Here is a 26,404-nt window from a genome sequence, read left to right as displayed (position 1 = left end):
TCGCACGGGCTGCGACTGTAGGTCGGCCGGCACGGATCAGTCGGTGCCACCTATTCTGCGTCCGCCGTCGCGGTCCTTACGGTGGCAATGAGTGGGCTAGGGTCACAGCGCCCGAGTAGCTCGGTCCGGTCGACGAGCTTGCGTGCGATCAGGTGCCGCACCTTGCCGTCGGTCTGCCAGGGGCGGTGCGCCATTACTGGTCGCCGCCGGCCAGTGCACGTCCGACAGGTTAGCCGGAACGGAAGGCGATGCGGCCCCGCAATTCACGCAGGCAAGAAAAAGCCCGCTGCTTGAGCGGGCTGAATCCATGTTTGGAGACATGGAGGAGACAAACGTGAATTTAAGGGAAAACCCGAGGGTTGGCAAGCCCCCGTTGTATCGATGCAACTTGCTGCCGTACCGGCCGCCTCGCGTCGATGCAACCGATACCGCACTCACATTCCGCCAGCCCGCGCGTGCGCCGCAAACGCACCGAACCGTTCCTGCGCGACAGGCAGCGCGTACTTGTCGCGCATTTCCGTCTCGATCCACGCACAGGCCTCGCGCGCGCAGTCGGTCAGCGCATGCCGCGTCGCGTGTCCGTCGATGTCGTAGACGAAGCGCACGCCAACCTCGTCGTCGGCAACCTGCCGCTCGAGCTGGTTGAGCTGCAGTTGCGGCCCGTGCTGTTGCGACAGCGCGCGCAACTCGTCGAAGTGATATTCGAGCCAGTCCGCGAAGAACAGCGCGTCGCTGTGGCACGGCAGGCGGAACGCCGCGCGCCGCGCCGGGCGCGGCCCGGCTTCACCGGCCGCCGCGTGCGGTTCGCTCGCCGCGGCGAGGGGCGCGCCGACGGGCGCGAGCGGGTGTTGAATCTGCCGGTAAGGTGCGTGGTCGCGCAGCGCATGCCACAGCAATTCGTCGCCGGCGGCGCCGGACGGCTGCATCGTCAGGTCGTGGCGGCCCTCGCCGGCCGGGGCGATATCGCGGATCACGAGGCGCAGCGAGCAAAGCGGCTCGTCCGCGACCAGCAGCGTCGCCGCGCGCGGCAGCCCGCAGACGAGCGGCGCGGCGCCGGCGGCACGAAACACGAGCCCGCGGCGGTCGAGCCGCACGAGCGGCAGCGGCCTGGGAAACGACGGATAGGCGACCGCGATGCGGGCGCCGTTGGCGCTCGTCAACCCGGGCATCATCGCGCGAAAGACCTGAGACTGGTCCACGTTGGTTCTCCTTCGTTACGATGCCGCCCGGACGGAAACGCGCGTTCCGGCTCAGGCGGCGATGGCTTGCCGGGCTGCCTGCCCCGGCTCGATTCCTAGTGCCGCAAACGTTTGCGGGTCAATATCGATCCAGCACGCGACCACCAGACGTCCGTCCACCTGCTTCGGCGGGCCTGCGCGGTGCGCGTGTATGCCGATCCGGCGGAACAGCCGCTCCATGCTCGCGAATGTCACGCCGATCAACTGCCGCGCGCCAAGCTGCGCCGCGCATTCGACCACGGCCGCGAGCATCGGTCGCACGGCCCATTCGGCATTGCGCGGCCCGCCTTCGTCGTCGGTCGCCGCGAACCTGGACAGCTCCCAGACGGCCGCCGATTGCGGCAGCGGCATGTCTGCGGCGATCAGGTCGGCGAACAGCGACTGCAGCAGATACGGGCGCGTCGTGGGCAGCAGGCGCGCACATCCGCACACGTCGCCGCCGGCATTTCGCGCGAACACGTACACGGTATCGTCACGATCGAACTGGTCGCGCTCGAAGCTTTCGTTCGCCGACGGGAGCTCCCAACCGAGTTGTTCGACGAACACGCGGCGCCGGTAGCGCCCGAGATCCGCTGCAAGTTCGTGTGGCAACCGCCCTTCTTCGTGAACGAAGGTCCGCATGGTGTCCTCGGATTTGTGCTTTTGTATGCACGCATTACATCGCGCGGCACGAGGAGGCGGTAACTGGTAACTCTTACAGGTTGGGCGGCGCAAAGACGCCATTTAGGACGTGGTAACGGTTTCTTGATCGACGGGATTGAAAAACCGGGCGCTTTTGCTTATAAAGAGCGCCAGCATCATGGAAATTGTCAGATGAATGCGCTGCCGGTTGTCACTGGAGCGTCGGACCGGCATGATAGGCGTCGTTGCGACCGAGCAGGGCCGACGCGACTGCGGCGTGCCAGTCGATGCAGGCGAGCCGCGCGACGAGCGCGGCGGCCGTGCGGAACATGCCGATGTCGGCACCCGTGGCGTCGACGGCCATTACGTTGCTGCGGACGTCGCCGCCGGTGATGACGAACGTGCCCGTTGCGCGTTCGAGGTACCAGTCCCAGCCGACCGTCACGTAAGGGACGCCGGCACGGGCCGTGCGCTGCCATTCGGTATAGCCGGCGAGGCGTGCGTCGATCGCGTTGTCGCGCAGTTCCGCGAGCAGCGATGTATCGAGGCCGCTTGTGACATGATCGAGTACAAGCGCGGCCAGTGCGCCTTCTGACAGGCGCACGTAGCCGTCCGGGGACGGGCCGGGGACCGGGTGCAGCAAAGGTGAAGTCATGCGCGGAATGTATCAGCCTCGAACTGGAGCTGGCACCTGACAAGTATGACAGCGTGACGTTGTCGGAGAACGAATGGAACTGCGCTGGCAGGATGCCTATCAACAATTCAGCGCCGCGGAAGACGAGCAGCAGCTCTTCCAGCGGATCGCCGCCTATTCCAGACGGCTGGGATTCGAATATTGCTGTTACGGCATTCGCGTGCCGCTGCCGGTGTCGAAACCGTCGGTCGCGATCTTCGATACCTATCCGGATGGCTGGATGGCGCACTACCAGGCGCGGAACTACATCGAGATCGATTCGACGGTGCGCGACGGCGCGCACAGCACCAACATGATCGTCTGGCCGGATGTCGACCGGATCGATCCGAACCCGCTGTGGCAGGACGCGCGCGAATTCGGGCTGTCGGTGGGTGTCGCGCAGTCGAGCTGGGCGGCCCGCGGTGCGTTCGGGCTGCTGAGCATCGCGCGCCACGCCGACCGGCTCACGCCGGCCGAGATCAATATGCTGACGCTGCAGACGAACTGGCTCGCGAACCTGTCGCATTCGCTGATGAGCCGCTTCATGGTGCCGAAGCTGTCACCCGCGGCGGGCGTCACGCTGACCGCGCGCGAGCGCGAGGTGCTGTGCTGGACCGCCGAAGGCAAGACCGCATGCGAAATCGGCCAGATCCTCAGCATCTCGGAGCGGACGGTCAACTTCCACGTCAACAACATCCTCGAGAAGCTCGGCGCGACGAACAAGGTCCAGGCGGTCGTCAAGGCGATCTCGGCCGGGCTCATCGAGGCACCCTGACGCGAGCGAGGGCGGCGACGCCGAATCCGGCGGCCGCCATGCCGCTCACTCCATCAACGGCTCCGCTTCCTTCGCGGTCCAGCTCACGCTGGAAATGCTCTTCTCCATGCTCATCCGGCTCGCGATCTGCTCGAGCTTCTGCTGATCCTTCGGATGCAGCTTCAGCGTCGCGGTCACCTTCAGCCGGTCCGGCTGGTCGGGCACGTCCTCGCTCGTCAGGCTCTGGAACGACAGCGGCTTCGCGTACATCGAGTTCGACAGCAGCGTGCGGATGTGCACTTCGTCGGCGGCGAGGCAGATCACGGTGATCTGGTATTCGCGCACGAGATCGGCGTTCGACACGGGCGTCGCGTTGATCGCCTGGCTGACGCCGCGCAGCACGGTGTTGGTGAGCAGCACGACGCCCGTGCCGGCGAGCGCGGGCACGTAATGGCCGGAGCCGGACAGCACGCCGACGGCGGCCGAACACCACAGCGTCGCGGCCGTGTTGATGCCCTGGATCGAGCCCTTGTCGCGCATGATCACGCCGCCGCCGAGAAAGCCGACGCCCGACACGACGTACGCGGCGATCTGCGTGACGCCCGCGACGCCGTTGCCGGTCAGCACGCCGAGCGTGACGAACAGGCACGCGCCGCTCGCGACGAGCGTGATCGTGCGCAGGCCGGCCGTGCGCTGGCGCATCTGGCGTTCGAGGCCGATGGCGACGCCGCAGGCGAACGCGGTGAAAAGACGGAGTGCGAAATCGAAAGTCATGGTTGTCCTGCCGTGCAAGGCGCGCATGCCGGCTCGTATCGCCGCGGCGCAATGCCGAAGGCGACGCGACGATAGCCGTCATCGCGCGGTACTGTACCGCGCGTATGCGTCATTCAGTGTGAAACGGGTAGGCGTGCGGGCTCGCGGAACGCGAGCCGGGGCAGGAGAGAACTGCGTCGGACAGGCGTTCAGGCGGCAAGCGGCGCACGCAACGGAGTGCTGCAACTGTCCACGATGGTTCCTGAAGAAAGAATGGGCGGCATTCTAGTGGGCGGCGTGCGCATGCGTCAACCGCCCGGCGGCGGTTGCGCTACTGCGCCGAGCCGATCGTCCCGGTCGCGAGCGCGAGTGCGGCAGCCGCCGACAGCGCGCCGGCGTAGCTGTCGACCTCCGCATTCCGCGCCGCGAGCAACTGGCTTTGCGCGATCGTCGCATCGGTGACCGAGCCGACGCCGTTCCGGTACGCGGTCAGCGCCGCATCGTAGCTCGTCTGCGCGGCATCGACGAGCGCGGTCGCGGCGTCGTGCGACGCGAGGCTCGTCTGCACCGCGTTCTGCGCGGCGACGACCTGGCGGACGGCTTCCTCCTTGGTCCGCGTGAGGCGCGCGGATGCGCTTTGCGCGTCGTTGCGCGCCTGCATCAGCACGGCCGAACGCAGGCCGCCGTCGTACAGCGGGATCGTCACGCCGAGGAACACGCCGCCGCCGTAGCGGCTGCCGCTCAGGTTGACGGTCGGCGCCTGGTCGCCGATCGCGGGCAGCGCTGAGATAGCCGTGCCGCCGCTCGCATACGACGTCGAAGCGGACAGGAATATCTTCGGCATGAACGCGGCTTCGGCGGCCTTGATCTTCGCGCGATTGGCTTTTTCGAGCGCGAACGCGCCCTGCAGGTCGGGGCGGCGCGCGATCGCGTCCGACACGATCGCGTCGACCGACGAACCGAGCGCGGGCGGCAGCGGCCGTTTCGGCAGCGCGGCGATCGTCGGTTTCGACAGCGGCGAGATGCCGAGCGCGGACACGAGGGCGAGGTAGCTGTCGCTCTCCGTGCCGCTCGCCTGTACGAGCGCGAGGTTCGCCTGCGCACGGTTCTGCGTCGCCTGCGCGAGCTCGACGACCGTGCCGACGCCATGCTTGAGCCGCGCGCGGGACGCCGCGAGGATCGCGTCCGCGTTCGCGAGGCCCTGCTGCGCGCTGAGTGCGCGCGAGCGCGCGGCTTCGTACCGGTAGTACGCGACGGTCACGTCGTGGATCACTTGCTGGTGCACGGCCGTGAACGCGACGTTCGACGCGATCGACGCCTGTTCGGCCGCTTCGACGCGCGCCGCGCGGCCGCCGAAATCGAACAGCAGCCATTGCAGCGACAGCGCCGAGATCGTGCCGTGCACGGTCGTGTCGCTCGACGAGTCGCCGAATATCGTCGACGTCGAGCCGTGGCTCGCCTGGTACGCGCCCATGGCCGTCGCGGACAGCTTCGGCAGGTAGGCGGCTTTCGCGATGCCGACCGCGAGCGCCGCATTGCGCGCGTCGTTCCATGCGATGCGCGTCAGCGGGTTCGCCGATTCGGCGAGATCGATCAGCTCGGGCAGCGTGTACGCATGCGCGGAATCGAGCGCGGCAGGCGGCGCTACCGACGCGAGCGCGGGCGTGGCTGGCAGCGTGTAGTCGTGCGCGCCTTGCGCGGTCGCGCGCGGCGGTGCGGGCACGATGTCGCCCGCGGCCGAGGTCTGCGGCTGCCACGGGCGGTCGGACGCCTCCGGCGCCAGATCGATCGACGACGTCGCGCAGCCGGCCAGCGCGACGGCGGTCGCGAGGGCGGCGGCGGCGATCGAGGCGGCCGGCGGTTCAGGTAGGCGCATGGGGGGCAGGCTCCTTCGGTGTGGCTTGACGGGCGGCGTCGGCGATGTGCGCGAGCCGCGTGTCGATCAGGTTCAGCAGCGCGTCGCGTGCGGGGTCGGTGGGGGCGACATTCGGCGGTGGGGCCGGCGGAGTGGGGGAATCCGCGCGGGGCGCGGCTTCGTCGTCGTGCAGGTCGACCACGCGCGCGAGCTGCACACCGATCGCCGCGTCGCCCGGTGCGCGCTCGGCGAGCAGGAACAGCGGGCCTTCGAGCGCGCCGAATTCCGCGAGTGCGCGTCGCCGTGCGGCGAGCCACGTGGCGGCCGGCCGCACCCACGACGGTTCGTAATGGATCAGGCCGAGCTCCTGCGAGATCGCGCCGTGGCGTGCGAACGCTTCGGCGGCCAGCGCGCGCCGCTCGGCTGGCTGCGCGATCTGCGCGACGCGCCGCCACTGGTCGAGCAGCGCCGCGAGCGCCGCGTCGATCTGCTTGCCGATGCTGACGGGCCAGATGCGCGTAAACACGAGATACACGACCACGTTGCCGAGCAGGATGCCGATCGTGCGATCGCGCGCGAGCGTCAGGTCGAAGCCGGGGCCCGCGCCCTGGATCACGCACAGGAAGAACGCGAATGCGACCTGGAAGCCCGCGTAGGCGATGCGCGGCGACCCGAACGCGACCCACGCGGCGAGCCATGCGCCGGCGAACACGAGCGCCATCAGCTCGCCGATCGACGACAGCGACGGCACGACGAACACGAGCGCGGCGGTGCCGAGCAGCGCGCCGACGATGCAGCCGGCGATGCGCAACGTGAGCTTCTCGACCGTTTCGGCCGTCGAGCCGAGCGACACCATGTAGCAGGTGATGAAGCAGGTATGGATGCCCGACCAGTCGAGCTGCGAGTACAGCAGGTAGCAGAACATCGCCGCTGCCGTCGTCTTCAGCGCATAGCGGATGTGGTCGGGATTGGTGCGCGCGTCGGGCAGGAAGAAGCCGCCGCCGGGGGCGGGCGGTGCGGCGGGTTCGGCACGCGTGTCGGCGGCGTGCGTGTGGGCTGTGTCGGCCGAAGCATCGGCCTCGGCCGGTTCCGCGAAGTGCGTGATCGCCGTGTGCAGATCCGCCGCGACGACGCGCGCGAGCGGTGGCAGCGCTTCGGCTGCCGGTAGCGCGAGCGTCACGTCGACCGGATAACCGCCGCGTTCGAGGATGGCGGCCATCTCGTCGAGCGTCGTCGCGATCGGCTCGACAAACGCGTCGGGCAGCCGCGCGTCGGGTTCGCGGTCGGCGAGCGCGACCGCGACGAGCAGCGCGGTGCTCGATGCGATGGCCTGCCGCAGCGCGACGACGTCGGCGGCCGCCGACGAGCCTTCGAGCTTCGACAGCTTGAGCCACGTGAGCAACTGCTTGTCGCCTTCGCGCAGGCTCGCGTCGAACGCGGCGCGAGAGTCGCCGCTGTCATCGCCGCGCAGCCGCCGCGCGGCGAGCCGCAGCCGTTTCGCGAGCTGCGCGTGCACGAGCTTGCGCGGCGACGGCGCGATCAGCAGGTTGACGACGATCGCGACACCGACCGGGATCGCGACCATCAGCCATGCATAGAGCAGCGCGCGTGTCGCGGCTTCGCCGAACGGCGCCAGTCCGAGCTGGTCGAGCCCGAAGCCGACGATCATCGCGAGGATCGCGCCGACCGGGCGCAGCTTGCTGGCGGATGTCAGGTAGAGCAGGCCGATCGACATCACGGTCATGCAGGCGACCCGCAGGATCGAATAGTCGATGCTGAAGATCGCGACGCCCATCACGAGCGCGATCACGACCGTGACGAGCAGCAGCATCGCGACCGCGAGCACGACGCTCGTCACGCGGTCGGCGCGGTTCAGGAAGAACACGACATACGCGGAGATCGCGGCTTCCGGCGTGCCGTAGCCGCTCGTCACGAGCACGACCAGCGCGCAGATCAGCGCGACGCGCACGGCCATCGCCGTGCGCCCCGGAAACGGTGCCAGCAGCCGCAGGACTTCGCGCGGGCCCGGCGAGCGGACGTCAGCGGCAGGCAGTGCCATGCCGGACCTCGACGATCGCGCTGGCGCCGACGCGCACGAGCTTGCCGTCGGGTTCGTCGAGCTTCACGCGCACGGGGAAGCGCTGCGCGACGTGTACCCAGTTCACCGAGTTCTGCACGATCGGCAGCGAGCGCGGCAGGTTGATGCGAGCACTGTCCGCGATGCCCGCGCCGATGCCGACGACCTTGCCCGTCATCGGGCGGCTGCGGTCGATCATCGAATAGACGGTCGCGCAGTCGCCGACCTCGATGCGATTCAGCGACGTTTCGCGGAAATTGCCGACGGCGAACCATTCGCTCGCGTCGATCAGCGTGAAGATCGACTGGTTCGGCGCGAGGGTCTCGCCGGCGAGCACGGTCAGGCCCGTCACGAGCCCGTTGTGCGGCGCGCGCACGACCGTATCGTCGAGCGCGTGCTGCGCGCGGGCCAGCGCGGCCTCGCGCGCATGCAGCGTCGCGATCGCGTCGGCTTCGTCGCCGATCGTCTGTGTGGACGCGCGCTGCTGTTCCTGCGCCTGCGCGAGCGACACGGCCGCATCGCGCTGGCGGACCTTCGCCTGGTCGAACTGCTGTGCGCTGACGTAGCCCTGCGCGGCGAGCGGCGCGAGCCGGTTCACGTCGCGCGTCGCGAGGTCGGCGTTCTGCGCCGCGCGCTTGACCTGCTCGGCGGCGACCGCCGCGTTCGAGCGTTCGCCGATCAGCGAACGGCGGCGCGTGTCGAGCGATGCGCGCGCGAGCTCGAGGTCGGCTTGCGCCTGCGCAACCGTCAGCCGGTACGGTACGGGATCGATTTCATACAGCAGGTCGCCTTTCGCGACGCGCTGGTTTTCATGCACCGCGAGCCGCACGATGCGCCCGCCGACAGGCGACGCGACATGCACGATGTCCGCGTCGATCGACGCATCGTCGGTGGACGGGTAGGCCGTCGTGCGGTGGTACGCGTACGCGAGCGCCGCGATGCCGAGCGCGACGATCGCGAGCGCGATCACGCGGCCTTTCATGGAGGGGCGGGCGGTTCCGGCGGCCTTCATGCGAACGGCCCCGTGCCGGTGAGCCAGACGAGCACGGCGATCACGAGCCCGATCGCGGTGCAGACGGCAAGCTGGTAAGGGACCGTGGCGGCCCAGCCGGTCGCGACGAACACGCGGTGCGCAACGATCGCGCCGACGATGCCGACGATCGCGCTGACGAGCCAGAGCGGGAAATACGCGCCGAACAGCACGTACGACGGTGCGCCGCGCGATGCGCAGCCCGCGAGCGGCAGGGCTGGCGTCAGGACGGCGGCGACGCGCAGGGGCGCGCGCGGCGTTGTTTTTCTCATGGTGTGGCGAGCTCGACGATGGGGGGGATGCCGGGCGCGGCGCAATGCGGTTCGCCGCCGCGACGACGATTCCGCGATACGGGGCCGATAATAAAGCAGCGCGATGCGGACCGCCAGCCGTCCGTCTCGAGGGGGGCGGCACGGGCCACGGCCGGTCGCGGTCGCGCTGGCGGTGGTGCCGGCCCGTCCGGCATCGCGTTTCGGCGGCGGGGCGGTCGGATCGCCATGATTCTGCCAGCGCAAGCTCGTGTAGGGTTGCTAACGGACTGTAAAGGATCGTCAGACGAAAGAGGGCGGGCTGCATTTCTCGTGCTGATGCGGCGGAATCGGCGTGGAAACGGCCGATCGCCGCACGAAGCCGCGCGAGCCTCCACCGGTGGCCGCGACCGGTCGTCGTAGCCGGGATCTGTGTACCATCGTACGTATGGCGCGAAGCGCGGCATGGGGCGTCACGGCCCCGTGTTGCGGATTTCGCGGAAGCCGTATTGCAACGAAGGTGAGCGCTCCATGCGAAGTTTCTTTGTCCGGTTCATTGCAATCGGCGTATTGTTCCATCTGTACGTCGGGATGCGGATCATTCCCGACGCGTTCGCGTCGCCGGTCGCGCGCACGATCTCGGCGCTCGCGCTGGCGAGCTTCGTCGTGCTGATTCCGGTCGGCATGTTCTCACGCCGCTTCGACGAAGGCTGGGCCGCGACGCTGGTCGGCTGGGCCGGCTCGCTCGTGATGGGCTTCTTTTCGTCGCTGCTCGTGCTGACTGTCCTGCGCGAGTTCGTGCTGCTCGGCGTGTTCGCGTGGCGGCATCTCGGGCACGACGGCGCGTGGAGCGGCGCTGCAGCCGACACGGCGCTCGGCGTACTGGCGGCCGCGGTGCTCGTCACCGCGATCGGGTTCGTCGGCGCGCGCCGCACGGCGGCGGTCAAGCGCGTGTCGATTCCGGTCGCGGGGCTGCCGGCTGCGCTCGACGGGCTGACGATCGTGCAACTGTCCGACATCCACGTCGGGCCGACGATCAAGCGGCCCTATATCGAACGGATCGTGCGCGCGGTCAATGCACTCGATGCGGACCTCGTCGTCGTGACGGGCGACGTGGTCGACGGTTCGGTCAAGCGCCTGCGCGAGCATACGGCGCCGCTCGGCCGCATGCAGTCGCGGCACGGCAGCTTTCTCGTGACGGGCAACCACGAGTATTACGCGGGTGCGCATGAGTGGATCGACGAATTCCGGCGCATCGGGCTGACGGTGCTGCTGAACGAGCACGTGCTGATCGAGCACGACGGCGCGCGTGCGGTGCTCGCCGGCGTGACCGACTTCACGGCGGGCGGGTTCGATCCCGCGCATCGCAGCGACCCCGAGCAGGCGCTGGCGGGCGCGCCGCGCGACGTCGGCACGAAGATTCTGCTCGCGCACCAGCCGCGCAGCGCGGAGGCGGCGAACCGCGCGGGTTTTACCGTGCAGTTGTCGGGGCACACGCACGGCGGCCAGTTCCTGCCGTGGCCGCCGTTCGTGCGGATGCAGCAGCCGGTGATCGGCGGGCTGAGCCGCTTCGGCGATCTGTGGCTCTATACGAGCCGCGGCACCGGATACTGGGGGCCGCCGAACCGCTTCGGCGTGCCGTCCGAGATTACGCTGATCCGGCTGACGCGCGGCGGCTAGCGAGCCCCGTCATTCGATGCGGGCGATATCGTCGAAGTCGAAGCGCGGGCTGCGCGGGAACAGGCCGGCCGGATCGCCGTAGCCGAGATTCACGAGGAAGTTGCTCTTGATCGCGGTGCCCGCGAAGAATTCGGCATCGACCTTCGCGCTGTCGAAGCCCGACATCGGGCCCGCATCGAGGCCGAGCGCGCGTGCGGCGAGGATCAGGTACGCGCCTTGCAGCGACGAGTTGCGGAACGCGGTGGCCTCGATCAGCGCATCGTTGCCGGCGAACCAGCTGCGTGCGTCGGCGTGCGGGAACAGGCGCGGCAGGTGATCGTAGAACGCGAAATCCATGCCGACGATCACGGTAACGGGCGCGGCCATCGTCTTCGCGAGATTGCCTTTGGACAACGCGGGCTTCAGGCGCGCCTTCCCTTCGGGCGACTTGACGAACACGAAGCGCGCGGGGCTCGAGTTCGCCGACGTCGGGCCGAATTTCGTCAGGTCGATCAGCCGGTGCAGCAGCGCGTCGTCGACGGGTTTGTCCTGCCACGCGTTGTGCGTGCGCGCGGTGCGGAACAGTTGATCGAGGGCGGAATCGGAGAGCGTCGTCATGATGGGATCCGGGAAGAAGGCGGCCGGGGCGCGCCGGCAGGCATGGCGGAAGAAAGCCGCGCCCCGCGGCAGGGCGCCGCGACACGCCGCGATGATAGCGTGATGCGAGAACGCGCATCGCGGTGCGCGGCGGTTTCCTTTCATCGGCCCTTTCATCGGCGAATGACAGCGCATGGCGGCGCGCGGCGCCGTTGGCTAGTATGCAGACATGCATGGTTCGCCCCGTTCATCGCTCGCTCCTTCCCGACATGTCGACGCCCGATCTTTTCTCTGACACGCCCGTGCCCGACGTGGACTGGTACCCGGACTGGCTCGCGCAACCCGACGCCGACCGCGCGCTGGCCGCGCTGATCGGCGAGGTCGCGTGGCGGCAGGACACGATCCGCACGCCGCGCGGACGCATTCCGTTGCCGAGGCTCACGGCGTGGCAGGGCGAGCCCGATGCCGTTTACGTGTATTCGGGGATCCGCAACGTGCCGGCGCCGTGGACGCCGGCCGTGCTCGACCTGAAGCACGCGGTCGAGGCGACATGCGGCGCGCGATTCAACAGCGTGCTGCTCAATCGCTACCGCAATGGGCAGGACAGCCTCGGCTGGCACGCGGACAACGAGCCCGAGCTCGGCGATGCGCCGGTGATCGCGTCGGTGAGCCTCGGTGCGATGCGCGTGTTCGATCTTCGCCATCGCGCGACCGGCGTCACGCATGCGTATCGCCTCGTGCGTGGCAGCCTGCTGGTGATGCGCGGGCGTACGCAGGCCGAATGGCAGCATCGCGTGCCGAAGGCGCCGAGCGTGCAGGGCGAGCGCGTCAACCTGACATTCCGGCGCGTGATGCCGGCCGGTACGGGCCGGTAGCGGCCGGTCGTCAAGACGACGATGCCCGGGTGGCCGGGAGATTCCCGCCCCGTTTTTGTGACCCACGAACGACCGATGCACGCAATCGGCCGCGCGTGCGGCACGTTGCCGCATGAGCGTTGTGCCGTGCGGCCTGAAGCGGCTCTGAGGCCCGTCCCATATGGATTTCAGACATATTCGATCGACCGCCCGGTTCCGATAGATGAGTGAAACCTCTGATGGTGCGTCGCAACAATCATTGACTAGACTGTTGAATGGCTGAAACGCGTCATTCGTATACTGGCGCGACCCTTTCGACATGCCCCGTGCGTTGCCGATGCAATGCGCAAGGGGGCAGGAGCATAACGCGTGACCGTACTCGACCCTTCCTTCGAACCCTCGCTGCACGTCTTCGAACAAGACGGCGGATGGCAATGGGCGCTGACGGTGAAGCGGGCGACCGGCGTCGGCGTGAAAGTCGTTGCATTCAGCCGGGAAGGCTTTCGCGGCGAAGCCGAGGCGTACGCCGCCGGCCAGCTTGCCCGCGCCGAGTATGACGCCGCCGTGACGGCCTGACGCCGTCGCGGCGATCCCGCCCGAGGATCGCCTTCATCGCCTGCCGCCCGCTGGCCGCTGTTTTTTCCCGATCGATTCCTGTCTTCCGTCAACCGCGATGCGTACATCGCACGGTACCGCACGCGAGCGCCGATGCACCGCCGCCCGCGATCGTCGTGCGCGCGTGGATCGGCGCGAACGGCGCCGTCACGCGCGTCGAATTCGCGTCGCTGGGCGATTCCGATGCGGACGCGACGCTGCGGCAACTGCTGACGGCCGGCGGCCCGCTGGCCGAGCCGCCGCCGCCCGACATGCTGCAGCCGTTGCGCGTGCGCCTGCGGCTCGCGCCGAATCCCGACGCGGCGGCCGCCGCACCGGCGTCGGCGGCGCGCACGCCGTGACGCATGGGCCGGCCGATGCAGGCGGATATCGTAATAAGATATGAGGTTATTGCGTTGGCGGGGCTACGATGCCCTTCTTCCTCAAAAGGACCTACCCATGCAACTGACCCAGTTAGGCGGCCATGTCGCCCAATCCGGCTTCGCCGAAAAGCAGAAACATGCGCAAGCGCTGATGTACGGCATGGCCGACATCAACGAGTACGTGTCCGGCGGCGTCTGTTACGACGCCGCGGCCTATGTCCGGTACCTGCTGCGCGGCGACGCGATGATCGCGCCCGGTACGCTGCTCGACACGATCGGCCAGCACTGGAGGACGCGATTCAACTTCGAGACCGGCGATCAGTGGGACGGGCGCGCCAGCATTCCGGCGGGAACCGCGGTCGGTTTCTCCCGCGGCGGCAATGTCTTTCATGCCGCGATCGCGGTCGGCGGCAGCCGGATCCGGGCGGTGAACGGCGGCCGTCTGGGCAGCGGATGGATGTATGCGGTCGACCTTGCCCGGGTGCTCGAGCAGGATGCGGCCGGCGGCTTTACGTACGACCGCGCGAACATCCGGGTCCACCTGTCGCGCCTGTAGGCGACGCGGCGCCGGATGCCGCGCCGCTCGCCGTCTTTCAGCCGCCCGAAGCAGGCAACGGCCGGGCGGCCGGGTTCCCGCCGTTCGGCGATTTCCGCATGGCGTCGCGCTGTCCATCGCTGCTATCCTCTCGACCGTGAATGACTCTGCATGGGGTCGCGGATGCGCATGCCGCGTCGCGGCGAAGCGCGCGGGTGCGAGCCTGAGCGCGCGCTGGAGTAGCATGACTGAATATCCACGACGATCCATGACCTGTTTCGTGACTGATTTCCTTCCGTCCATGTCCACATGGTCAAGACAACGATGAGCGACGCACCCGATCCTGCCGCTGCCGGCGACGACGAATCGTCCGGCGGCGCTTCGTCCTATCTGGTGCCGGGGCTCGAGCGCGGGCTGCGGATCCTCGCCGAATTCTCGGCGCGCGAGCCCGTGCTCGGCGCGCCCGAGTTGTCGAAGCGCATCGGCATTCCGCGCACGACCACGTTCCGCCTGCTGCAGACGCTCGAGGCGCTCGGTTTTCTCGAACGCGTGAACGGCGACCGCCATTTCCGGCTCGGCGTCGGCGTGCTGCGGCTCGGCTTCGAATACCTGAACTCGCTCGAGCTGACCGATCTCGGCGCGCCGGTGCTCGAACGGCTGCGCGATTCCACCGGCTTCTCGACGCACCTGCTGATCCGCGACCAGCGCGACGTCGTGTTCGTCGCGAAGGCGCAGAGCAATGCGTCGATGTTCGGTTCGGTGAAGGTGCATGTCGGCACGCGCCTGCCCGCGCATGCGACCGTGCACGGCCACGTGCTGATGGGCGACCTGACGCGCGACGCGCTGCGCCAGCTCTATCCGGAAAAGCGGCTCGAACAGTTCACCGAGCGCACGCCGGGCACCGTCGACGAACTGTACGAGCGTGTGCGGCAGTACGCGCGGCTCGGCTATGCGGTCAGCGAGGCGGCGTTCGAAAGCGGCATTTCGGCCGTGACCGCGCCCGTGCGCGATCATTCGGGCTCGATCGTCGCGGCGATCACCGCAACGGTGCCGCGCTCGGAGATCGGCGAGGCCGGCGAGAAGGAGCGGCTCGTCGAAGCCGTGTGCGGCGCGGCGGTCGACCTGTCGCAGCGCCTGAACTACCGTCCGCTCGAAAGCGACCCGACGTTCGCGCACGCACGCCACAAGGTCGCGATGTTCTGACGCGCGGGCGGCGCGACGCGCCCGGCATCGCCAAACGACAAGAGCGGCCCGCGGGCCGCTCTTGTCGTTTCGGACGCCGAACGCGTGAAACCGCTCAGAACGAGTGGTGGATCCCGGTGAGCACGATCACCTGGTTCGCGGTGCTCGATACGCCGGCCGTGAAGAACGCGGCTTTCGCGCCGCCCGACCCGTGTTCGTACAACACGTTCGCATAGAGTTGCGTGCGCTTCGACAGCGCGTAGATGTCGCCGAGCTCGACCTGCGTCCAGCGGCGGCCGGCCAGCGTCGTGGTCGCCGCGCCGCCCGCGATCGTGTTGAACGCGCTGCTGCGGTAGTTCACGCCCGCGTCATAGCTCTGGAACGTATCCGAATAGCCGTTCGACTGCATCTTCGTGTGCGTGTAGAGGCCGTGCACGAGGAAGTCGCCGAACTGGTACGACGCGCCCGCGCCGATGTTCTCGACCTTGTTCGCTATGTAGCCGTTCGCGGTGTTCTGCCCCTGGAACGAAGCGATACCCGTCTGGCCGATCAGGATCGAGCGGTCGTGTTCGTTCGAATAGACGGCCGACGCCTTGAACGGCCCGTTCGCATAGTTCAGCGCGACGCCGACCGACTTGCCGGTCGAGAAGTTCGTCGTGTTGCCGAGCGCGATCGCCGCCGCTGCCGAGAAGCCCGCGTAGGTCGGCGAGCGGTACTTCACCGAATTGTTGTACGGCACGTTGCCGGTTGCGGCGAGCCCGTCGATGTTGCCGGGGTGGAATGCGTACCAGCTCAGCGCCAGGTAGGCCGTGCTGAGCGGATCGAGATAGTCGAACGACAGCGGCGTCTGGCGGCCGAGCGTCAGCGTGCCGTAGCGCTCCGAACTGAGGCCGACGAACGCCGCGCGGTTCCAGATCGTGTTCGCGGTCGCGAACTGGCCGTTGTTCGTATAGAAGCCGTTTTCGAGCTGGAAGATCGCCGACAGGCCGTCGCCAAGGTCTTCCTTGCCCTTCAGGCCCCACCGATCGGGCTGCGTGTTGCCCTGGATCATCGCCCACTTCGCATGACCGCCGACGTTGTTCACGTACGCGACGCCCGCATCCAGGCTGCCGTACAGCACCACGCTGCTCTGCGCCCACGCGCCCGACGCGGCGCCCATCCCGATGACTGCTGCTGCTACCGCATGCTTGACCATTTGATCTCCTGACTCTCCAACCTGATGAAAACGTGCCGTGGCGGCATGCGCGGGGACGGCCTGCCGTCACGCGTGTTCCACCGCCGGATGGGCATTTCTTGTGTTCCATATAAGGAACGACGTGCCTCTGATGGAATGGAGTATAGGGGCGTCAAGCGCGTGATCAAAAATAAATTTTTCGGGACGGATGGGTTCCCGGACGGTGCGCGGCATCGCTGCGCGAAGCCCGTAAAAAGGGCATAACTCCCCGCTACAAAACAAAAAATCACATTGGATGGGGTGGGTGGGTGCAATGATCGATCCGGCGGTCGGTGTTTTCCCTAGGGCGTGCAGCTTTTTGTTTTACTCGTGGAAAGTCACTTCTATAATCACCATCCATAAACTGTTGTTCCTAATATGGAACAAACAAGAAGCAAACCGAGAGTCGATCAGAAGGAAGGGTGTGAGATGTCTGAACAATGGATTTGCGCCGGGCACGCCGGCGCGCTGTCGGAAGACACGCCGATCGAGTTCAAGCGGACCGACGGCGTCGAAATCGGGATCTACCGCGTCGGCGATGACGTGTATGCGCTCGAGAACGTGTGCCCGCATGCGTACGCGCTGCTGACGCAGGGGTTCGTCGACGAAGGCACGGTCGAATGCCCGCTGCACGAGGCCGTGTTCGACATCAGGACGGGCGAATGCCTGAAGGGTCCGGGCGGACGCGCGCTGAAGCAGTACGCGGTGCGCCTCGCCGGCGAGGAAATCCAGATCAAGGTGGAATGACATGAAAGAAGCGACCGTCAACTTCAATCCCTTCCTGAAGCCGTGGGTGGCGCCGCAGCCGAACAACGTCGCCGGCAAGGGGCAGATCGAGATCCCCGGTCAGGTCGAGAACCTGATCTGGCAGAACCGCAAGGCCGAGCCGACCCAGTACGAGAACGACCTCGGCGATGCGCTCGAACGCGTGTTCGAAGCCGGCGCGACCGAGCTGGACGACGTCGTCGCGGGCCTGAACCGCATCGGCTTCCGCGCGCCGGACGGCACGCCGTGGACACCGGAGCGCTTCCGCGCCGAAATGGCCGCGCTCGCGGAATGACCGCACCGAGCGCGCGATCCGCCGACCCGACGACAACCGCATCCGGAGCACACTGATGACGTCCCCCGTACAACACGCTTCCCAACACGACCCGGTCCGTGACTATCTCGACCGCGGCATCAAGAACTACTGGTATCCCGTCGCGCCGAGCTGGCAGGTGTCGAACGCACCCGTCGGCCTCACGCGCCTGTCCGAGCAGATCGTGCTGTGGCGCGATCACGACGGCAAGGTCCACGCACTCGAGGATCGCTGCCCGCACCGCGGCGCGCGGCTGTCGCTCGGCTGGAACCTCGGCGGCAGCATCGCGTGCTGGTATCACGGCATCGAAGTCGACGGCGGCGGCACGGTCAACCGTGTGCCGGCCGTGTCGAACTGTCCGCTCGAAGGCACGAAGTGCGTGAAGTCCTATCCGGTCGAAGAGAAGGCCGGCGCGATCTTCCTGTGGTTCGGCGACGAAGCGCACGGCGAGCCGGCGCCGCTGAACCTGCCCGAGGAACTGGTCGCCGACGAATACGGCCACTTCCTGTGCGTGTCGAACTGGAAGTGCAATTACCAGTACGCGATCGACAACGTGATGGACCCGATGCACGGCGCATACCTGCACGCGACGTCGCACTCGATGGCCGAAGGCGACAAGCAGGCCGACATGCGCGTGCGCAAGACGGAAACGGGCCTGATGTTCGAGAAGATCGGCCAGCGCGACGTGAACTTCGACTGGGTCGAACTCGGCGAAACCGGCTGCCTGTGGATGCGCCTCGCAATTCCGTACAAGCAGAAGTTCGGCCCGGGCGGCAACTTCGGGATCATCGGCTTCGCGACGCCGGTCGACGGCGACAACTGTCAGGTCTACTTCTGGCGCACGCGCAAGGTCAGCGGCTGGCAGCGCGACGTGTGGCGCTTCATGTACCGCAACCGCCTCGAAGGGCTGCACTGGGACGTGCTCGAGCAGGACCGCTATGTCCTCGAAAGCCTCGCGCCGCAGGCGCGCGATCACGAATACCTGTACCAGCACGACGTCGGCATCACGCGCGTGCGCCGGATGCTGCGCCAGCGTGCGCAGGAACACCTGTCCGCGCTCGACGCGCATCGCGCGGCGCACGCCGCTTCGGAGCCCGCGAATGGCTGAGCTCGCACCGGTCGTGCCGCTCGCGGGGCGCCGCGTGCTCGTCACCGGCGGCGCGCGCGGTCTCGGCGCGGCGTTCGTGAAGGCGCTCGTCGCCGCGGGCGCGCAGGTCGCGTTCGGCGACGTGCTCGCCGAAGAGGGCCGCGCGCTGGCCGCGCAGCTCGCGCAAGCCGGTCACGCCGCGCATTTCTTCGCGCTCGACCTGGCCGATCCGGCGAGCGTCGACGCATTCGTCGCGCAGAGTGCGGCGGCGCTCGGCGGCATCGACGCGCTGATCAACAACGCGGCGATCACGAACTCGGGCGGCAAGCTGTCGACGGAGCTCGACGTCGCGACGTGGGACGCCGTGATGAACGTGAACGTGCGCGGCGTGTGGCTCGTCAGCAATGCGGCGCTGCCGCACCTCGCGAAGTCGGGCCGCGGCGCGATCGTGAACCTCGCATCGGACACCGCGCTGTGGGGCGCGCCGAAGCTGCTCGCGTACGTCGCGAGCAAGGGCGCGGTGATCGCGATGACGCATGCGCAGGCGCGCGAGTTCGGCGCGCACGGCGTGACGGTCAACGCGATCGCGCCGGGGCTGACCGAAGTCGAGGCGACGGCCTACGTGCCGGCCGAGCGCCATGCGTTCTACATGCAGGGCCGCGCGCTGACGCGCGCGCAGGTGCCCGACGACGTGACGGGCCCCGTGCTGTTCCTGCTGTCGGACGGCGCGCGCTTCGTGACGGGCCAACTGCTGCCGGTGAACGGCGGCTTCGTGATGAATTGATGTTTTCACCCTTGATGAAGGAGTTGACGATGGCGGACGCCGATCTCGAACGCAAGTCGTGGGACCAGCCGGAAGGCGCAAGCTTCAACGACTGGATGGAAGGGCGCGTCGCGCGCTACGCGACGCGTCGCTACGACTGGGACGCACTGAAGTTCCAGGCCGACTACGACCCGAAGTACCGCCGTGCGCAGATGCGCTATGTCGGCACCGGCGGCACGGGCGTCGCGAAGGACGTCAACACGGTGCCGGCCGGCAACTTCACGTTCTCGACGATGGTCATCCCGGCCGGCAACATCGGCCCGAGCCACATCCATATCGACGTGGAAGAAATCTTCTTCGTGCTGCGCGGCAAGATGAAGGTGATCTGCGAACGCGACGGCGAGACGTGGGAAGCGATCCTCGGCGAGCGCGACCTGATCTCGGTGCCGCCCGGCGTGTATCGCACGGAAATCAACATCGGCGAGGAAGACGCGCTGATGTGCGTGATGCTCGGTTCGCCGAAGCCGATCACGCCGACCTATCCGCCCGATTCGCCGCTCGCGAAGATCAAGCGTTGAGACGGAGCCGGTGAAGCAATGAGTGTCATCGACAAACGTGAACGCGACCGCACCGCGGCATTCGCCGCGCTGCTCGGGCAGTTTCCCGAGCAGCGTTGCGCGGCCGGCGCGGCGGGCACGATCGGATATCGCGAGGCCGGCGCGCAGCATGCGGGCCGCGCGCTGCCCGTCGTGCTGCTGCACGGGATCGGCTCGGGCGCCGCATCCTGGGTGCGCCAGCTCGACACGCTCGGCGCATCGCGGCATGTGCTCGCGTGGGATGCGCCCGGTTATGGCGCGTCGACGCCCGTGCCCGACGCGTCGCCGGCTGCCGCCGATTACGCGGCATCGCTGAACGCGTGGCTCGAGGCACTCGGCATCGAACGCTGCGTGCTGGTCGGGCATTCGCTCGGCGCGATCGTCGCGGGCGGTCTCGCCCGCGCGATGCCTGGTCGGATCGCCGGCCTGCTGCTGGTGTCGCCTGCCGGCGGCTACGGCAGCGCGCCAGCCGAAACGCGCGAATCGCGCCGCGACGCGCGGCTCGCGATGCTCGCGGAACTCGGTCCGGCCGGGCTCGCCGAGCAGCGCAGCGGCAACATGCTGTCCGGTTTCGCGAGCGAGGATGCGCGCGCGTGGGTGCGCTGGAACATGGCGCGCATCGCGCCGGCAGGTTACGCGCAGGCCACGCATCTGCTCGCGAATGCCGATCTCGCGGCCGATCTCGCCGGTTTTCGCGGCCGCACGGCCGTGGCCGTCGGCGCGAACGACGCGATCACGCCGCCCGCCGCATGCGAGCGGATCGCCGCGGCCGCGCACGTCGGGCTGCAGGTGATTCCGCAAGCCGGTCATGCCGGGTACGTGGAAGCGCCGGCCGTTTATTCCGCACTGGTCGACACGTTCTGCCGTCAGTGCGATACGCAGTGGGGTCGGGTATGAGCGAACCGCTGCAACAAGAACCCGAAACCGGGAAGGCCGAAGCCAGCTACGTGGTGCCGGGCCTCGAGCGCGGGCTGCGGATTCTCGCCGAATTCTCGCCGCGCGAGCCCGTGCTCGGCGCGCCCGAGTTGTCGAAGCGGCTCGGCATTCCACGCACGACGGTGTTCCGTCTGCTGCAGACGCTCGAATCGCTCGGTTTTCTCGAGCGTGCGGACAAGGATCGCAACTACAAGCTCGGCATCGCCGTGCTGCGGCTCGGCTTCGAATACCTGAGCTCGCTGGAGCTGACCGACCTCGGCCTGCCGGTGATCGAGAGCCTGCGCGATGCGACCGGCTTCACGACGCACATCGTGATCCGCGACGGCCGCGACGTCGTGTTCGTCGCGAAGGCGCAGAGCCAGTCGCCGGTGTTCAGCTCGATCCGCGTGAACGTCGGCACGCGCTTGCCCGCGTATGCGACGACGCACGGCCACGTGCTGATGGGCGACCTGTCGCTGAAGGAGCTGCGCTCGCTGTATCCGGAAGGCACGTTGAACCGGATGACGAGCGCGACGCCGGAGACGGTCGATGCGTTGTACGAAGTGATCCGCGAGGATGCGCTGCGCGGCTATGGCGTCAGCAATTCGTCGTTCGAACGCGGCATCTCGGTGGTCACGGCGCCGGTGCGAAACGAGACGCAGAAGATCGTCGCGTGCATCACGGTGACGGTGCCGCGGCCGGAGATCGACGCGGCGCTGATCGCGGACGGGTTGATCGACAAGGTGCAGCGCGCGGCGGCGGAACTGTCGCGGCGGCTCAATTACCGCTCGGATGACGAGCACACGTTTATGAAGGCGTTAGGACTCCGATGATTGAAATCGATCTGACCGGGCAGGTTGCGGTGGTGACGGGCGGTTCGTCCGGCATCGGCCTCGCGACGGCCGAACGATTCCTGCAGGCCGGCGCATCGGTCGCGATTTGCGGCCGCGACAGCGACCGCCTCGCACGCGCCGAAGCGATGCTTCGCGACAAATACGCGGGCGCGCAACTGCTCGCCGAGCGCTGCAACGTGCTCGACGAAGCCGACGTGGCCGCGTTCGCACAAGCGGTGTCCGCGCGCTTCGGCGGTACCGACATGCTGGTCAACAACGCAGGCCAGGGCCGCGTGTCGACCTTCGCCGGCACGACCGACGACGCGTGGCGCGAAGAACTCGAACTGAAGTACTTCAGCATCATCCGCCCGACGCGCGCGTTCCTGCCGCTGCTGCGCGACGCGGCCGCGCCGACGATCACCTGCGTGAACTCGCTGCTCGCGCTGCAGCCCGAGCCGCACATGGTCGCGACGTCGTCGGCGCGCGCGGGCGTGCTGAGCCTCGTGAAGTCGCTCGCGACCGAACTGGCGCCGCAGCGCATCCGCGTGAACTCGATCCTGATCGGCATCGTCGAGTCGGGCCAGTGGCGCCGCCGCTACGAAGCGCAGGCGCAAGCCGGCGAAAGCTGGGAGGACTGGACGGGGGCGCTCGCGCGCACGAAGAACATTCCGCTGAATCGCTTCGGCAAGCCCGACGAGGCCGCCTGGGCACTTTTTTATCTCGCAACGCATCTGTCGTCCTACACGACGGGCAGCCATATCGACGTTTCTGGAGGCTTTGCACGCCATGTCTGAAAAAACCACGGTTGGCGAGCTGATTGCCGCCTTTCTCGAGCAGTGCGGCGTGAAAACCGCATTCGGTGTCATCTCGATCCACAACATGCCGATCCTCGACGCGATCAACTCGCGCGGCAACATCCGGTATGTCGGCGCGCGCGGCGAAGCCGGCGCGGTGAACATGGCCGACGGCCTGGCCCGCGTGTCGGGCGGCCTCGGCGTCGCGTTCACGAGCACGGGCACGGCGGCGGGCAACGCGGCCGGCGCGATGGTCGAGGCACTGACGGCCGGCACCGCGATGCTGCACATCACGGGGCAGATCGAGACGCCGTACCTCGACCAGGATCTCGCCTATATCCACGAAGCGCCCGACCAGTTGACGATGCTGGACGCGATCTCGAAGGCCGCGTTCCGCGTGCGCACGGTCGAGACCGTGCTGCCGACGATCCGCGAAGCCGTGCGCATCGCGCAGACCGCGCCGACGGGCCCCGTGTCGGTCGAGATTCCGATCGACATCCAGGCCGCCGAAATCGAATGGCCGGAAGATCTTGCGCCGGCGCACGTCGCGGTGAGCGAGCATGACGCCGCACGCGTCGCGAAGCTCGCCGATGCACTCGCGGCCAAGCGCCGTCCGCTGCTGTGGCTCGGCGGCGGCGCGCGTCACGCACGCGACGAAGTCGAGCGCCTCGTGAAGCTCGGCTTCGGCGTCGTGACGAGCGTGCAGGGCCGCGGCGTGCTGCCCGAGGATCATCCGGCGACGCTCGGTGCGTTCAACGTGCATGCGTCCGTCGAAGCGTTCTACAAGACCTGCGATGCGCTCGTCGTGGTCGGCTCGCGCCTGCGCGGCAACGAGACGCTGAAGTACAAGCTCGCGCTGCCGCAGCCGCTGTTCCGCGTCGATGCCGACGCGCTCGCCGACAACCGCGGCTATCGCAACGAGCTGTTCGTGCATGGCGATTCGAAGCGCGTGCTGGCCGAGCTGGCCGATCGCCTCGAAGGCCGCCTGTCGGTCGATCCGCAGTTCGCATCGGATCTCGCGGCGGCCCGCGAGCAGGCGGTTGCCGATGTGGCGAAGGGCCTGGGGCCCTACAAGCAGCTCGTCGATACGCTGCAGGGCGCGGTCGGCCGCGACTACAACTGGGTGCGCGACGTGACGATCTCGAACAGCACGTGGGGCAACCGCCTGCTGAAGATCTTCGAACCGCGCGCGGGCGTGCATGCGCTCGGCGGCGGCATCGGCCAGGGGATTCAGATGGGCATTGGCGCGGCGCTGGCGGGCGCCGCCGCGAAGACGGTCTGCCTCGTCGGCGACGGCGGCCTGATGGTCAACGTCGGCGAGCTCGTGACGGCCGTGCAGGAAAACGCGAACGTGATGATCGTGCTGATGAACGACCAGTGCTACGGCGTGATCCGCAACATCCAGGACGCGCATTACGGTGGCCGCCGCTGCTTCGTGCAATTGCACCAGCCCGATTTCGCGCAGTTCTGCGCGAGCTTCGGCCTCGCGCATTACCGGATCACGTCGCTCGACCAGGCCGAAGCGATCGTGCGCGACGGGATGGCGAAGGAAGGGCCGGTGATGGTCGAAGTCGACATGCTGTCGGTCGGCTCGTTCGCCTCGTCGTTCGCAGGCCCGCCGGTGAAGACGGAAGCGCCGTCGGAGCGCCAGTATGCGTAACGATCACGCACGCGCGCACGCACCCGTCGACGTAGCGATGATCGGCTTCGGCGCGATCGGCGCGGCCGTGTACCACGCGGTCGAGCACGATGCGGCGCTGCGCATCGCGCACGTGATCGTGCCCGACCACCAGCGCGCCGCGGTGCAGAGCGTGCTGGGCGGCGCGGTGGAGGTCGTGTCGTCGGTCGACGCACTGGCCCGCCGCCCCGGGTTCGCGCTCGAATGCGCGGGCCACAGTGCGCTCGTCGATCACGTCGTGCCGCTCTTGAAGGCCGGCACCGACTGCGCGGTCGCTTCGATCGGCGCGCTGTCCGATCTCGCGCTGCTCGACGTGCTGTCTCGGGCCGCCGACGAAGGCGACGCGACGCTGACGCTGCTGTCCGGCGCGATCGGCGGCATCGACGCGCTGGCTTCCGCGAAGCAGGGCGGTCTCGACGAAGTGCTGTACGTCGGCCGCAAGCCGCCGCTCGGCTGGCTCGGCACGCCGGCCGAGGAATTGTGCGACCTGCGCGCGATGACCGAGGAAAAGGTGATCTTCGAAGGCACTGCGCGCGACGCTGCGCGGCTCTATCCGAAGAACGCGAACGTCGCGGCGACCGTCGCGCTCGCGGGCCTCGGCCTCGATGCGACGCGCGTGCGCCTGATCGCCGATCCGGCCGTCTCGCGCAACGTGCACCGCATCACCGCGTGCGGCGCATTCGGCGAGATGTCGCTGGAAATGAGCGGCAAGCCGCTGCCCGACAACCCGAAGACGTCCGCGCTGACGGCGTTCAGTGCGATCCGCGCGCTGCGCAACCGCGTGGCCCGCTGCGTGATCTGAGCGGCGCTTCGAGAGATTCGGACTATTGAACGTCCGTCCGCGCCACGGCGAGGGCGGGTGCGCAGAGACAGATTTGTGGGACTTGTGACATGACTCCTTTCGATACGAGCCTCGTACCCGACGGCAACATCCTGATCGGCGGCGAGTGGCGGCGCGGCCGTGGCGTGCCTTACGCCAGCATCTATCCGGCCGACCAGTCGGTGAACATGGAAGTGTCGACGGCGAACGCCGAAGACGCGGCCGGCGCCGTCGAAGCCGCCGATGCCGCATGGCGCCGCGCCGACTGGGCCGGGCTGAAGCCGCACCAGCGCGCGCAGGTGCTGTACCGCATCGCGGATCTGATCATGCAGCGCCACGAGGCGCTCGCGAACCTGCAGCGTCGCGACAACGGCAAGCCGATCGGCGAGACGCGCGTGCTGGTGGCCAGCGCCGCCAACACGTTCCGCTATTTCGCGGCCTGCCTCGAAACGCTCGACGAAGAACTGACGCCGTCGCGCGGCGACTACCTGACGATGAGCGTGTACGAGCCGATCGGCGTGATCGCGGCGATCACGCCGTGGAACTCGCCGATCGCATCCGACGCGCAGAAGCTCGCGCCGGCACTCGCAGGCGGCAACGCGGTGGTGCTCAAGCCGGCCGAAGTCACGCCGCTCGTGTCGCTTGCGCTCGCGCGCATCTGCGAGGAAGCCGGCGTGCCGAAGGGCGTGCTGAGCGTGCTGCCCGGCAAGGGCTCGGTGATCGGCGACGTGCTCGTGCGTCATCCGCTGGTGAAGAAGGTGTCGTTCACGGGCGGTACCGAAGTGGGCCGCGGCATCGCGCGCATCGCGGCCGAGAAACTGATGCCCGTGTCGCTCGAACTCGGCGGCAAGTCGCCGACGATCGTGTGCGACGACGCCGATCTCGATCATGCGGTCAACGGCGTGCTGTACGGCATTTTCAGCTCGTCGGGCGAAGCGTGCATCGCGGGTTCGCGGCTGTTCGTGCAGCGCACGGTGTACGACGAATTCATGAAGCGCCTGGTTGCGGGCGCACGCAAGCTGCGCGTGGGCGACCCGACGCGGCCCGATACGCAGATGGGGCCGCTGATTACCGCGAAGCACCGCGAATCGGTGGAGCGCTACGTCGCGCTCGGCCTGGAAGAAGGCGGCCGCCTGCTGTGCGGCGGCGAGCGGCCGTCGGGCGACGGGCGCGAGAACGGCTTCTTCTACCAGCCGACGATACTCGAAGGCTTGCCGAACAGCGCGCGCATCTGCCAGGAAGAAATCTTCGGGCCCGTGCTCGTCGCGATGCCGTTCGACGATGAAGCGTCGCTGATCGCGCAGGCGAACGACAGCGTGTTCGGTCTTGCCGCCGGCATCTGGACGCGCGACTACAAGCGCGCGTGGCGCATCGCGCGCGCGCTGGAGACGGGCACCGTATGGATCAACACGTACAAGCTGTTCTCGATTTCCACGCCGTTTTCCGGCTGGAAGGAGAGCGGGATGGGGCGCGAGAAGGGGCGTCTCGGCATCCGCGAGTACATGCAGCAGAAGAGCCTCTACTGGGGTTTGAACGACGCGCCGCTGCCGTGGGCGAACTGAGCGAAGGGGAAT

General features: G+C 68.1%; 27 protein-coding genes and 1 pseudogene. 18 read left to right on the top strand and 10 right to left on the bottom strand.

Translation table 11 applies throughout. The annotated features are described in order from the left end of the window. Window positions 1-434: 434 nt before the first annotated feature. The 3 genes from AC3WLY_RS20090 to AC3WLY_RS20080 form a co-directional block, all read right to left on the bottom strand. A complete protein-coding gene (locus tag AC3WLY_RS20090; protein ID WP_492310887.1) occupies window positions 435-1,199 on the bottom strand; it encodes a hypothetical protein in 765 nt (254 codons plus the stop codon). 51 nt (window positions 1,200-1,250) lie between these two features. Beyond that, the gene (locus tag AC3WLY_RS20085) at window positions 1,251-1,859 is read right to left on the bottom strand and encodes an acyl-homoserine-lactone synthase (protein WP_072442486.1); all 609 of its coding nucleotides are present in this window, start codon (window positions 1,857-1,859) and stop codon (window positions 1,251-1,253) included. Window positions 1,860-2,070: 211 nt separating this feature from the next. Next, entirely contained in the window at window positions 2,071-2,514 is a 444-nt protein-coding gene (locus tag AC3WLY_RS20080; protein ID WP_175959396.1) for a DUF4902 domain-containing protein, read from the bottom strand. A 73-nt stretch (window positions 2,515-2,587) separates the two neighbouring features. On the opposite strand from AC3WLY_RS20080, the gene AC3WLY_RS20075 reads away from it, so the two are divergent. Further along, a complete protein-coding gene (locus AC3WLY_RS20075) occupies window positions 2,588-3,307 on the top strand; it encodes an autoinducer binding domain-containing protein (protein WP_175959395.1) in 720 nt (239 codons plus the stop codon). Window positions 3,308-3,352: 45 nt separating this feature from the next. Here the strand turns inward: AC3WLY_RS20075 and AC3WLY_RS20070 are convergent, their stop codons facing one another. The 5 genes from AC3WLY_RS20070 to AC3WLY_RS20050 all read right to left on the bottom strand — a co-directional run bounded on the left by AC3WLY_RS20070 (window position 3,353) and on the right by AC3WLY_RS20050 (window position 9,273). Next, window positions 3,353-4,060, bottom strand: a complete 708-nt coding sequence (locus AC3WLY_RS20070; RefSeq protein WP_010089673.1) for an MgtC/SapB family protein — start codon at window positions 4,058-4,060, stop codon at window positions 3,353-3,355. Window positions 4,061-4,370: 310 nt separating this feature from the next. Next, complete coding sequence (locus AC3WLY_RS20065) at window positions 4,371-5,915, bottom strand: TolC family protein (protein ID WP_492310888.1); 1,545 nt, start codon at window positions 5,913-5,915, stop codon at window positions 4,371-4,373. After that, complete coding sequence (locus AC3WLY_RS20060) at window positions 5,902-7,953, bottom strand: FUSC family protein (protein ID WP_492332709.1); 2,052 nt, start codon at window positions 7,951-7,953, stop codon at window positions 5,902-5,904. The genes AC3WLY_RS20065 and AC3WLY_RS20060 overlap by 14 nt, the downstream gene beginning before the upstream one ends. Then, on the bottom strand, window positions 7,934-8,983 hold the full coding sequence (gene mdtN / locus AC3WLY_RS20055; protein ID WP_175959392.1) for a multidrug transporter subunit MdtN: 1,050 nt from the start codon (window positions 8,981-8,983) through the stop codon (window positions 7,934-7,936). The genes AC3WLY_RS20060 and mdtN overlap by 20 nt, the downstream gene beginning before the upstream one ends. Continuing rightward, a complete protein-coding gene (locus tag AC3WLY_RS20050) occupies window positions 8,980-9,273 on the bottom strand; it encodes a hypothetical protein (RefSeq protein ID WP_072442498.1) in 294 nt (97 codons plus the stop codon). Before AC3WLY_RS20050 ends, mdtN begins: the two co-directional genes overlap by 4 nt. Window positions 9,274-9,780: 507 nt before the next feature. Here AC3WLY_RS20050 and AC3WLY_RS20045 point away from each other — a divergent pair. After that, window positions 9,781-10,929 (top strand): metallophosphoesterase, encoded by a 1,149-nt coding sequence (locus tag AC3WLY_RS20045; RefSeq protein ID WP_492310416.1) that lies wholly within the window; start codon window positions 9,781-9,783, stop codon window positions 10,927-10,929. A 9-nt stretch (window positions 10,930-10,938) separates the two neighbouring features. On the opposite strand, the gene AC3WLY_RS20040 is transcribed toward AC3WLY_RS20045, so the two are convergent. Then, entirely contained in the window at window positions 10,939-11,526 is a 588-nt protein-coding gene (locus AC3WLY_RS20040) for a malonic semialdehyde reductase (protein ID WP_425132045.1), read from the bottom strand. Between the two features lie 248 nt (window positions 11,527-11,774). Between AC3WLY_RS20040 and AC3WLY_RS20035 the strand changes: the two genes are divergently transcribed. The 5 genes and pseudogenes from AC3WLY_RS20035 (at window position 11,775) to AC3WLY_RS20015 (ending at window position 15,074) form a co-directional block, all read left to right on the top strand. Further along, window positions 11,775-12,380 carry an alpha-ketoglutarate-dependent dioxygenase AlkB family protein gene (locus tag AC3WLY_RS20035; protein ID WP_175959720.1) on the top strand — a complete coding sequence of 202 codons (606 nt, stop codon included), beginning with the start codon at window positions 11,775-11,777 and terminating at the stop codon, window positions 12,378-12,380. 348 nt (window positions 12,381-12,728) lie between these two features. Next, window positions 12,729-12,935, top strand: coding sequence for a hypothetical protein (locus AC3WLY_RS20030; protein ID WP_034180396.1), 207 nt, complete (start codon window positions 12,729-12,731; stop codon window positions 12,933-12,935). A 113-nt stretch (window positions 12,936-13,048) separates the two neighbouring features. Then, window positions 13,049-13,315: pseudogene (locus AC3WLY_RS20025) on the top strand (YbaB/EbfC family DNA-binding protein); the annotation flags it as partial. Between the two features lie 97 nt (window positions 13,316-13,412). Beyond that, window positions 13,413-13,892: a type 6 secretion system effector deamidase TecA gene (gene tecA, locus AC3WLY_RS20020; protein ID WP_175918184.1), complete on the top strand. Its 480-nt coding sequence runs from the start codon at window positions 13,413-13,415 to the stop codon at window positions 13,890-13,892. A 288-nt stretch (window positions 13,893-14,180) separates the two neighbouring features. After that, window positions 14,181-15,074 carry an IclR family transcriptional regulator gene (locus AC3WLY_RS20015; RefSeq protein ID WP_034180374.1) on the top strand — a complete coding sequence of 298 codons (894 nt, stop codon included), beginning with the start codon at window positions 14,181-14,183 and terminating at the stop codon, window positions 15,072-15,074. A 94-nt stretch (window positions 15,075-15,168) separates the two neighbouring features. Here the strand turns inward: AC3WLY_RS20015 and AC3WLY_RS20010 are convergent, their stop codons facing one another. Beyond that, window positions 15,169-16,248, bottom strand: a complete 1,080-nt coding sequence (locus AC3WLY_RS20010) for a porin (protein WP_492310415.1) — start codon at window positions 16,246-16,248, stop codon at window positions 15,169-15,171. 447 nt (window positions 16,249-16,695) lie between these two features. On the opposite strand from AC3WLY_RS20010, the gene AC3WLY_RS20005 reads away from it, so the two are divergent. The 11 genes from AC3WLY_RS20005 to AC3WLY_RS19955 all read left to right on the top strand — a co-directional run bounded on the left by AC3WLY_RS20005 (window position 16,696) and on the right by AC3WLY_RS19955 (window position 26,392). Next, window positions 16,696-17,013, top strand: coding sequence for a non-heme iron oxygenase ferredoxin subunit (locus AC3WLY_RS20005; RefSeq protein WP_027789384.1), 318 nt, complete (start codon window positions 16,696-16,698; stop codon window positions 17,011-17,013). A gap of 1 nt (window position 17,014) precedes the next feature. After that, window positions 17,015-17,326, top strand: a complete 312-nt coding sequence (locus AC3WLY_RS20000; protein WP_492310414.1) for a recombinase-like helix-turn-helix domain-containing protein — start codon at window positions 17,015-17,017, stop codon at window positions 17,324-17,326. A gap of 55 nt (window positions 17,327-17,381) precedes the next feature. Then, entirely contained in the window at window positions 17,382-18,452 is a 1,071-nt protein-coding gene (locus AC3WLY_RS19995; protein WP_492310413.1) for an aromatic ring-hydroxylating dioxygenase subunit alpha, read from the top strand. Then, a complete protein-coding gene (locus AC3WLY_RS19990) occupies window positions 18,445-19,215 on the top strand; it encodes an SDR family oxidoreductase (protein WP_492310412.1) in 771 nt (256 codons plus the stop codon). Before AC3WLY_RS19995 ends, AC3WLY_RS19990 begins: the two co-directional genes overlap by 8 nt. Window positions 19,216-19,244: 29 nt before the next feature. Next, entirely contained in the window at window positions 19,245-19,772 is a 528-nt protein-coding gene (locus AC3WLY_RS19985) for a cupin domain-containing protein (RefSeq protein WP_034180369.1), read from the top strand. An 18-nt stretch (window positions 19,773-19,790) separates the two neighbouring features. Beyond that, entirely contained in the window at window positions 19,791-20,687 is an 897-nt protein-coding gene (locus AC3WLY_RS19980) for an alpha/beta fold hydrolase (RefSeq protein ID WP_492310411.1), read from the top strand. After that, window positions 20,684-21,538, top strand: a complete 855-nt coding sequence (locus tag AC3WLY_RS19975) for an IclR family transcriptional regulator (RefSeq protein ID WP_492310410.1) — start codon at window positions 20,684-20,686, stop codon at window positions 21,536-21,538. The genes AC3WLY_RS19980 and AC3WLY_RS19975 overlap by 4 nt, the downstream gene beginning before the upstream one ends. Continuing rightward, window positions 21,535-22,332, top strand: a complete 798-nt coding sequence (locus AC3WLY_RS19970; RefSeq protein WP_175959383.1) for an SDR family oxidoreductase — start codon at window positions 21,535-21,537, stop codon at window positions 22,330-22,332. The genes AC3WLY_RS19975 and AC3WLY_RS19970 overlap by 4 nt, the downstream gene beginning before the upstream one ends. Continuing rightward, window positions 22,325-23,992 (top strand): thiamine pyrophosphate-binding protein, encoded by a 1,668-nt coding sequence (locus tag AC3WLY_RS19965; protein ID WP_492310409.1) that lies wholly within the window; start codon window positions 22,325-22,327, stop codon window positions 23,990-23,992. The genes AC3WLY_RS19970 and AC3WLY_RS19965 overlap by 8 nt, the downstream gene beginning before the upstream one ends. Continuing rightward, window positions 23,985-24,812: an aspartate dehydrogenase gene (locus tag AC3WLY_RS19960; RefSeq protein ID WP_175959381.1), complete on the top strand. Its 828-nt coding sequence runs from the start codon at window positions 23,985-23,987 to the stop codon at window positions 24,810-24,812. The genes AC3WLY_RS19965 and AC3WLY_RS19960 overlap by 8 nt, the downstream gene beginning before the upstream one ends. A gap of 89 nt (window positions 24,813-24,901) precedes the next feature. Then, the gene (locus tag AC3WLY_RS19955) at window positions 24,902-26,392 is read left to right on the top strand and encodes an aldehyde dehydrogenase (RefSeq protein ID WP_175959380.1); all 1,491 of its coding nucleotides are present in this window, start codon (window positions 24,902-24,904) and stop codon (window positions 26,390-26,392) included. Window positions 26,393-26,404 lie beyond the last annotated feature (12 nt).

It is taken from the genome of Burkholderia sp. FW306-1C-G01B (genome assembly GCF_058781685.1).
This window is presented reverse-complemented; position numbering and strand designations above follow the sequence as displayed.

Bases quoted from the DNA above. Each gene is read 5' to 3' on its own strand.
- AC3WLY_RS20085 (WP_072442486.1), bottom strand. From the start codon at position 1,859: ATGCGGACCTTCGTTCACGAAGAAGGGCGGTTGCCACACGAACTTGCA.
- AC3WLY_RS20080 (WP_175959396.1), bottom strand. From the start codon at position 2,514: ATGACTTCACCTTTGCTGCACCCGGTCCCCGGCCCGTCCCCGGACGGC.
- AC3WLY_RS20075 (WP_175959395.1), top strand. From the start codon at position 2,588: ATGGAACTGCGCTGGCAGGATGCCTATCAACAATTCAGCGCCGCGGAA.
- AC3WLY_RS20070 (WP_010089673.1), bottom strand. From the start codon at position 4,060: ATGACTTTCGATTTCGCACTCCGTCTTTTCACCGCGTTCGCCTGCGGC.
- AC3WLY_RS20065 (WP_492310888.1), bottom strand. From the start codon at position 5,915: ATGCGCCTACCTGAACCGCCGGCCGCCTCGATCGCCGCCGCCGCCCTC.
- AC3WLY_RS20060 (WP_492332709.1), bottom strand. From the start codon at position 7,953: ATGGCACTGCCTGCCGCTGACGTCCGCTCGCCGGGCCCGCGCGAAGTC.
- mdtN (WP_175959392.1), bottom strand. From the start codon at position 8,983: ATGAAGGCCGCCGGAACCGCCCGCCCCTCCATGAAAGGCCGCGTGATC.
- AC3WLY_RS20050 (WP_072442498.1), bottom strand. From the start codon at position 9,273: ATGAGAAAAACAACGCCGCGCGCGCCCCTGCGCGTCGCCGCCGTCCTG.
- AC3WLY_RS20045 (WP_492310416.1), top strand. From the start codon at position 9,781: ATGCGAAGTTTCTTTGTCCGGTTCATTGCAATCGGCGTATTGTTCCAT.
- AC3WLY_RS20040 (WP_425132045.1), bottom strand. From the start codon at position 11,526: ATGACGACGCTCTCCGATTCCGCCCTCGATCAACTGTTCCGCACCGCG.
- AC3WLY_RS20035 (WP_175959720.1), top strand. From the start codon at position 11,775: ATGTCGACGCCCGATCTTTTCTCTGACACGCCCGTGCCCGACGTGGAC.
- tecA (WP_175918184.1), top strand. From the start codon at position 13,413: ATGCAACTGACCCAGTTAGGCGGCCATGTCGCCCAATCCGGCTTCGCC.
- AC3WLY_RS20015 (WP_034180374.1), top strand. From the start codon at position 14,181: ATGGTCAAGACAACGATGAGCGACGCACCCGATCCTGCCGCTGCCGGC.
- AC3WLY_RS20010 (WP_492310415.1), bottom strand. From the start codon at position 16,248: ATGGTCAAGCATGCGGTAGCAGCAGCAGTCATCGGGATGGGCGCCGCG.
- AC3WLY_RS20005 (WP_027789384.1), top strand. From the start codon at position 16,696: ATGTCTGAACAATGGATTTGCGCCGGGCACGCCGGCGCGCTGTCGGAA.
- AC3WLY_RS20000 (WP_492310414.1), top strand. From the start codon at position 17,015: ATGAAAGAAGCGACCGTCAACTTCAATCCCTTCCTGAAGCCGTGGGTG.
- AC3WLY_RS19995 (WP_492310413.1), top strand. From the start codon at position 17,382: ATGACGTCCCCCGTACAACACGCTTCCCAACACGACCCGGTCCGTGAC.
- AC3WLY_RS19990 (WP_492310412.1), top strand. From the start codon at position 18,445: ATGGCTGAGCTCGCACCGGTCGTGCCGCTCGCGGGGCGCCGCGTGCTC.
- AC3WLY_RS19985 (WP_034180369.1), top strand. From the start codon at position 19,245: ATGGCGGACGCCGATCTCGAACGCAAGTCGTGGGACCAGCCGGAAGGC.
- AC3WLY_RS19980 (WP_492310411.1), top strand. From the start codon at position 19,791: ATGAGTGTCATCGACAAACGTGAACGCGACCGCACCGCGGCATTCGCC.
- AC3WLY_RS19975 (WP_492310410.1), top strand. From the start codon at position 20,684: ATGAGCGAACCGCTGCAACAAGAACCCGAAACCGGGAAGGCCGAAGCC.
- AC3WLY_RS19970 (WP_175959383.1), top strand. From the start codon at position 21,535: ATGATTGAAATCGATCTGACCGGGCAGGTTGCGGTGGTGACGGGCGGT.
- AC3WLY_RS19965 (WP_492310409.1), top strand. From the start codon at position 22,325: ATGTCTGAAAAAACCACGGTTGGCGAGCTGATTGCCGCCTTTCTCGAG.
- AC3WLY_RS19960 (WP_175959381.1), top strand. From the start codon at position 23,985: ATGCGTAACGATCACGCACGCGCGCACGCACCCGTCGACGTAGCGATG.
- AC3WLY_RS19955 (WP_175959380.1), top strand. From the start codon at position 24,902: ATGACTCCTTTCGATACGAGCCTCGTACCCGACGGCAACATCCTGATC.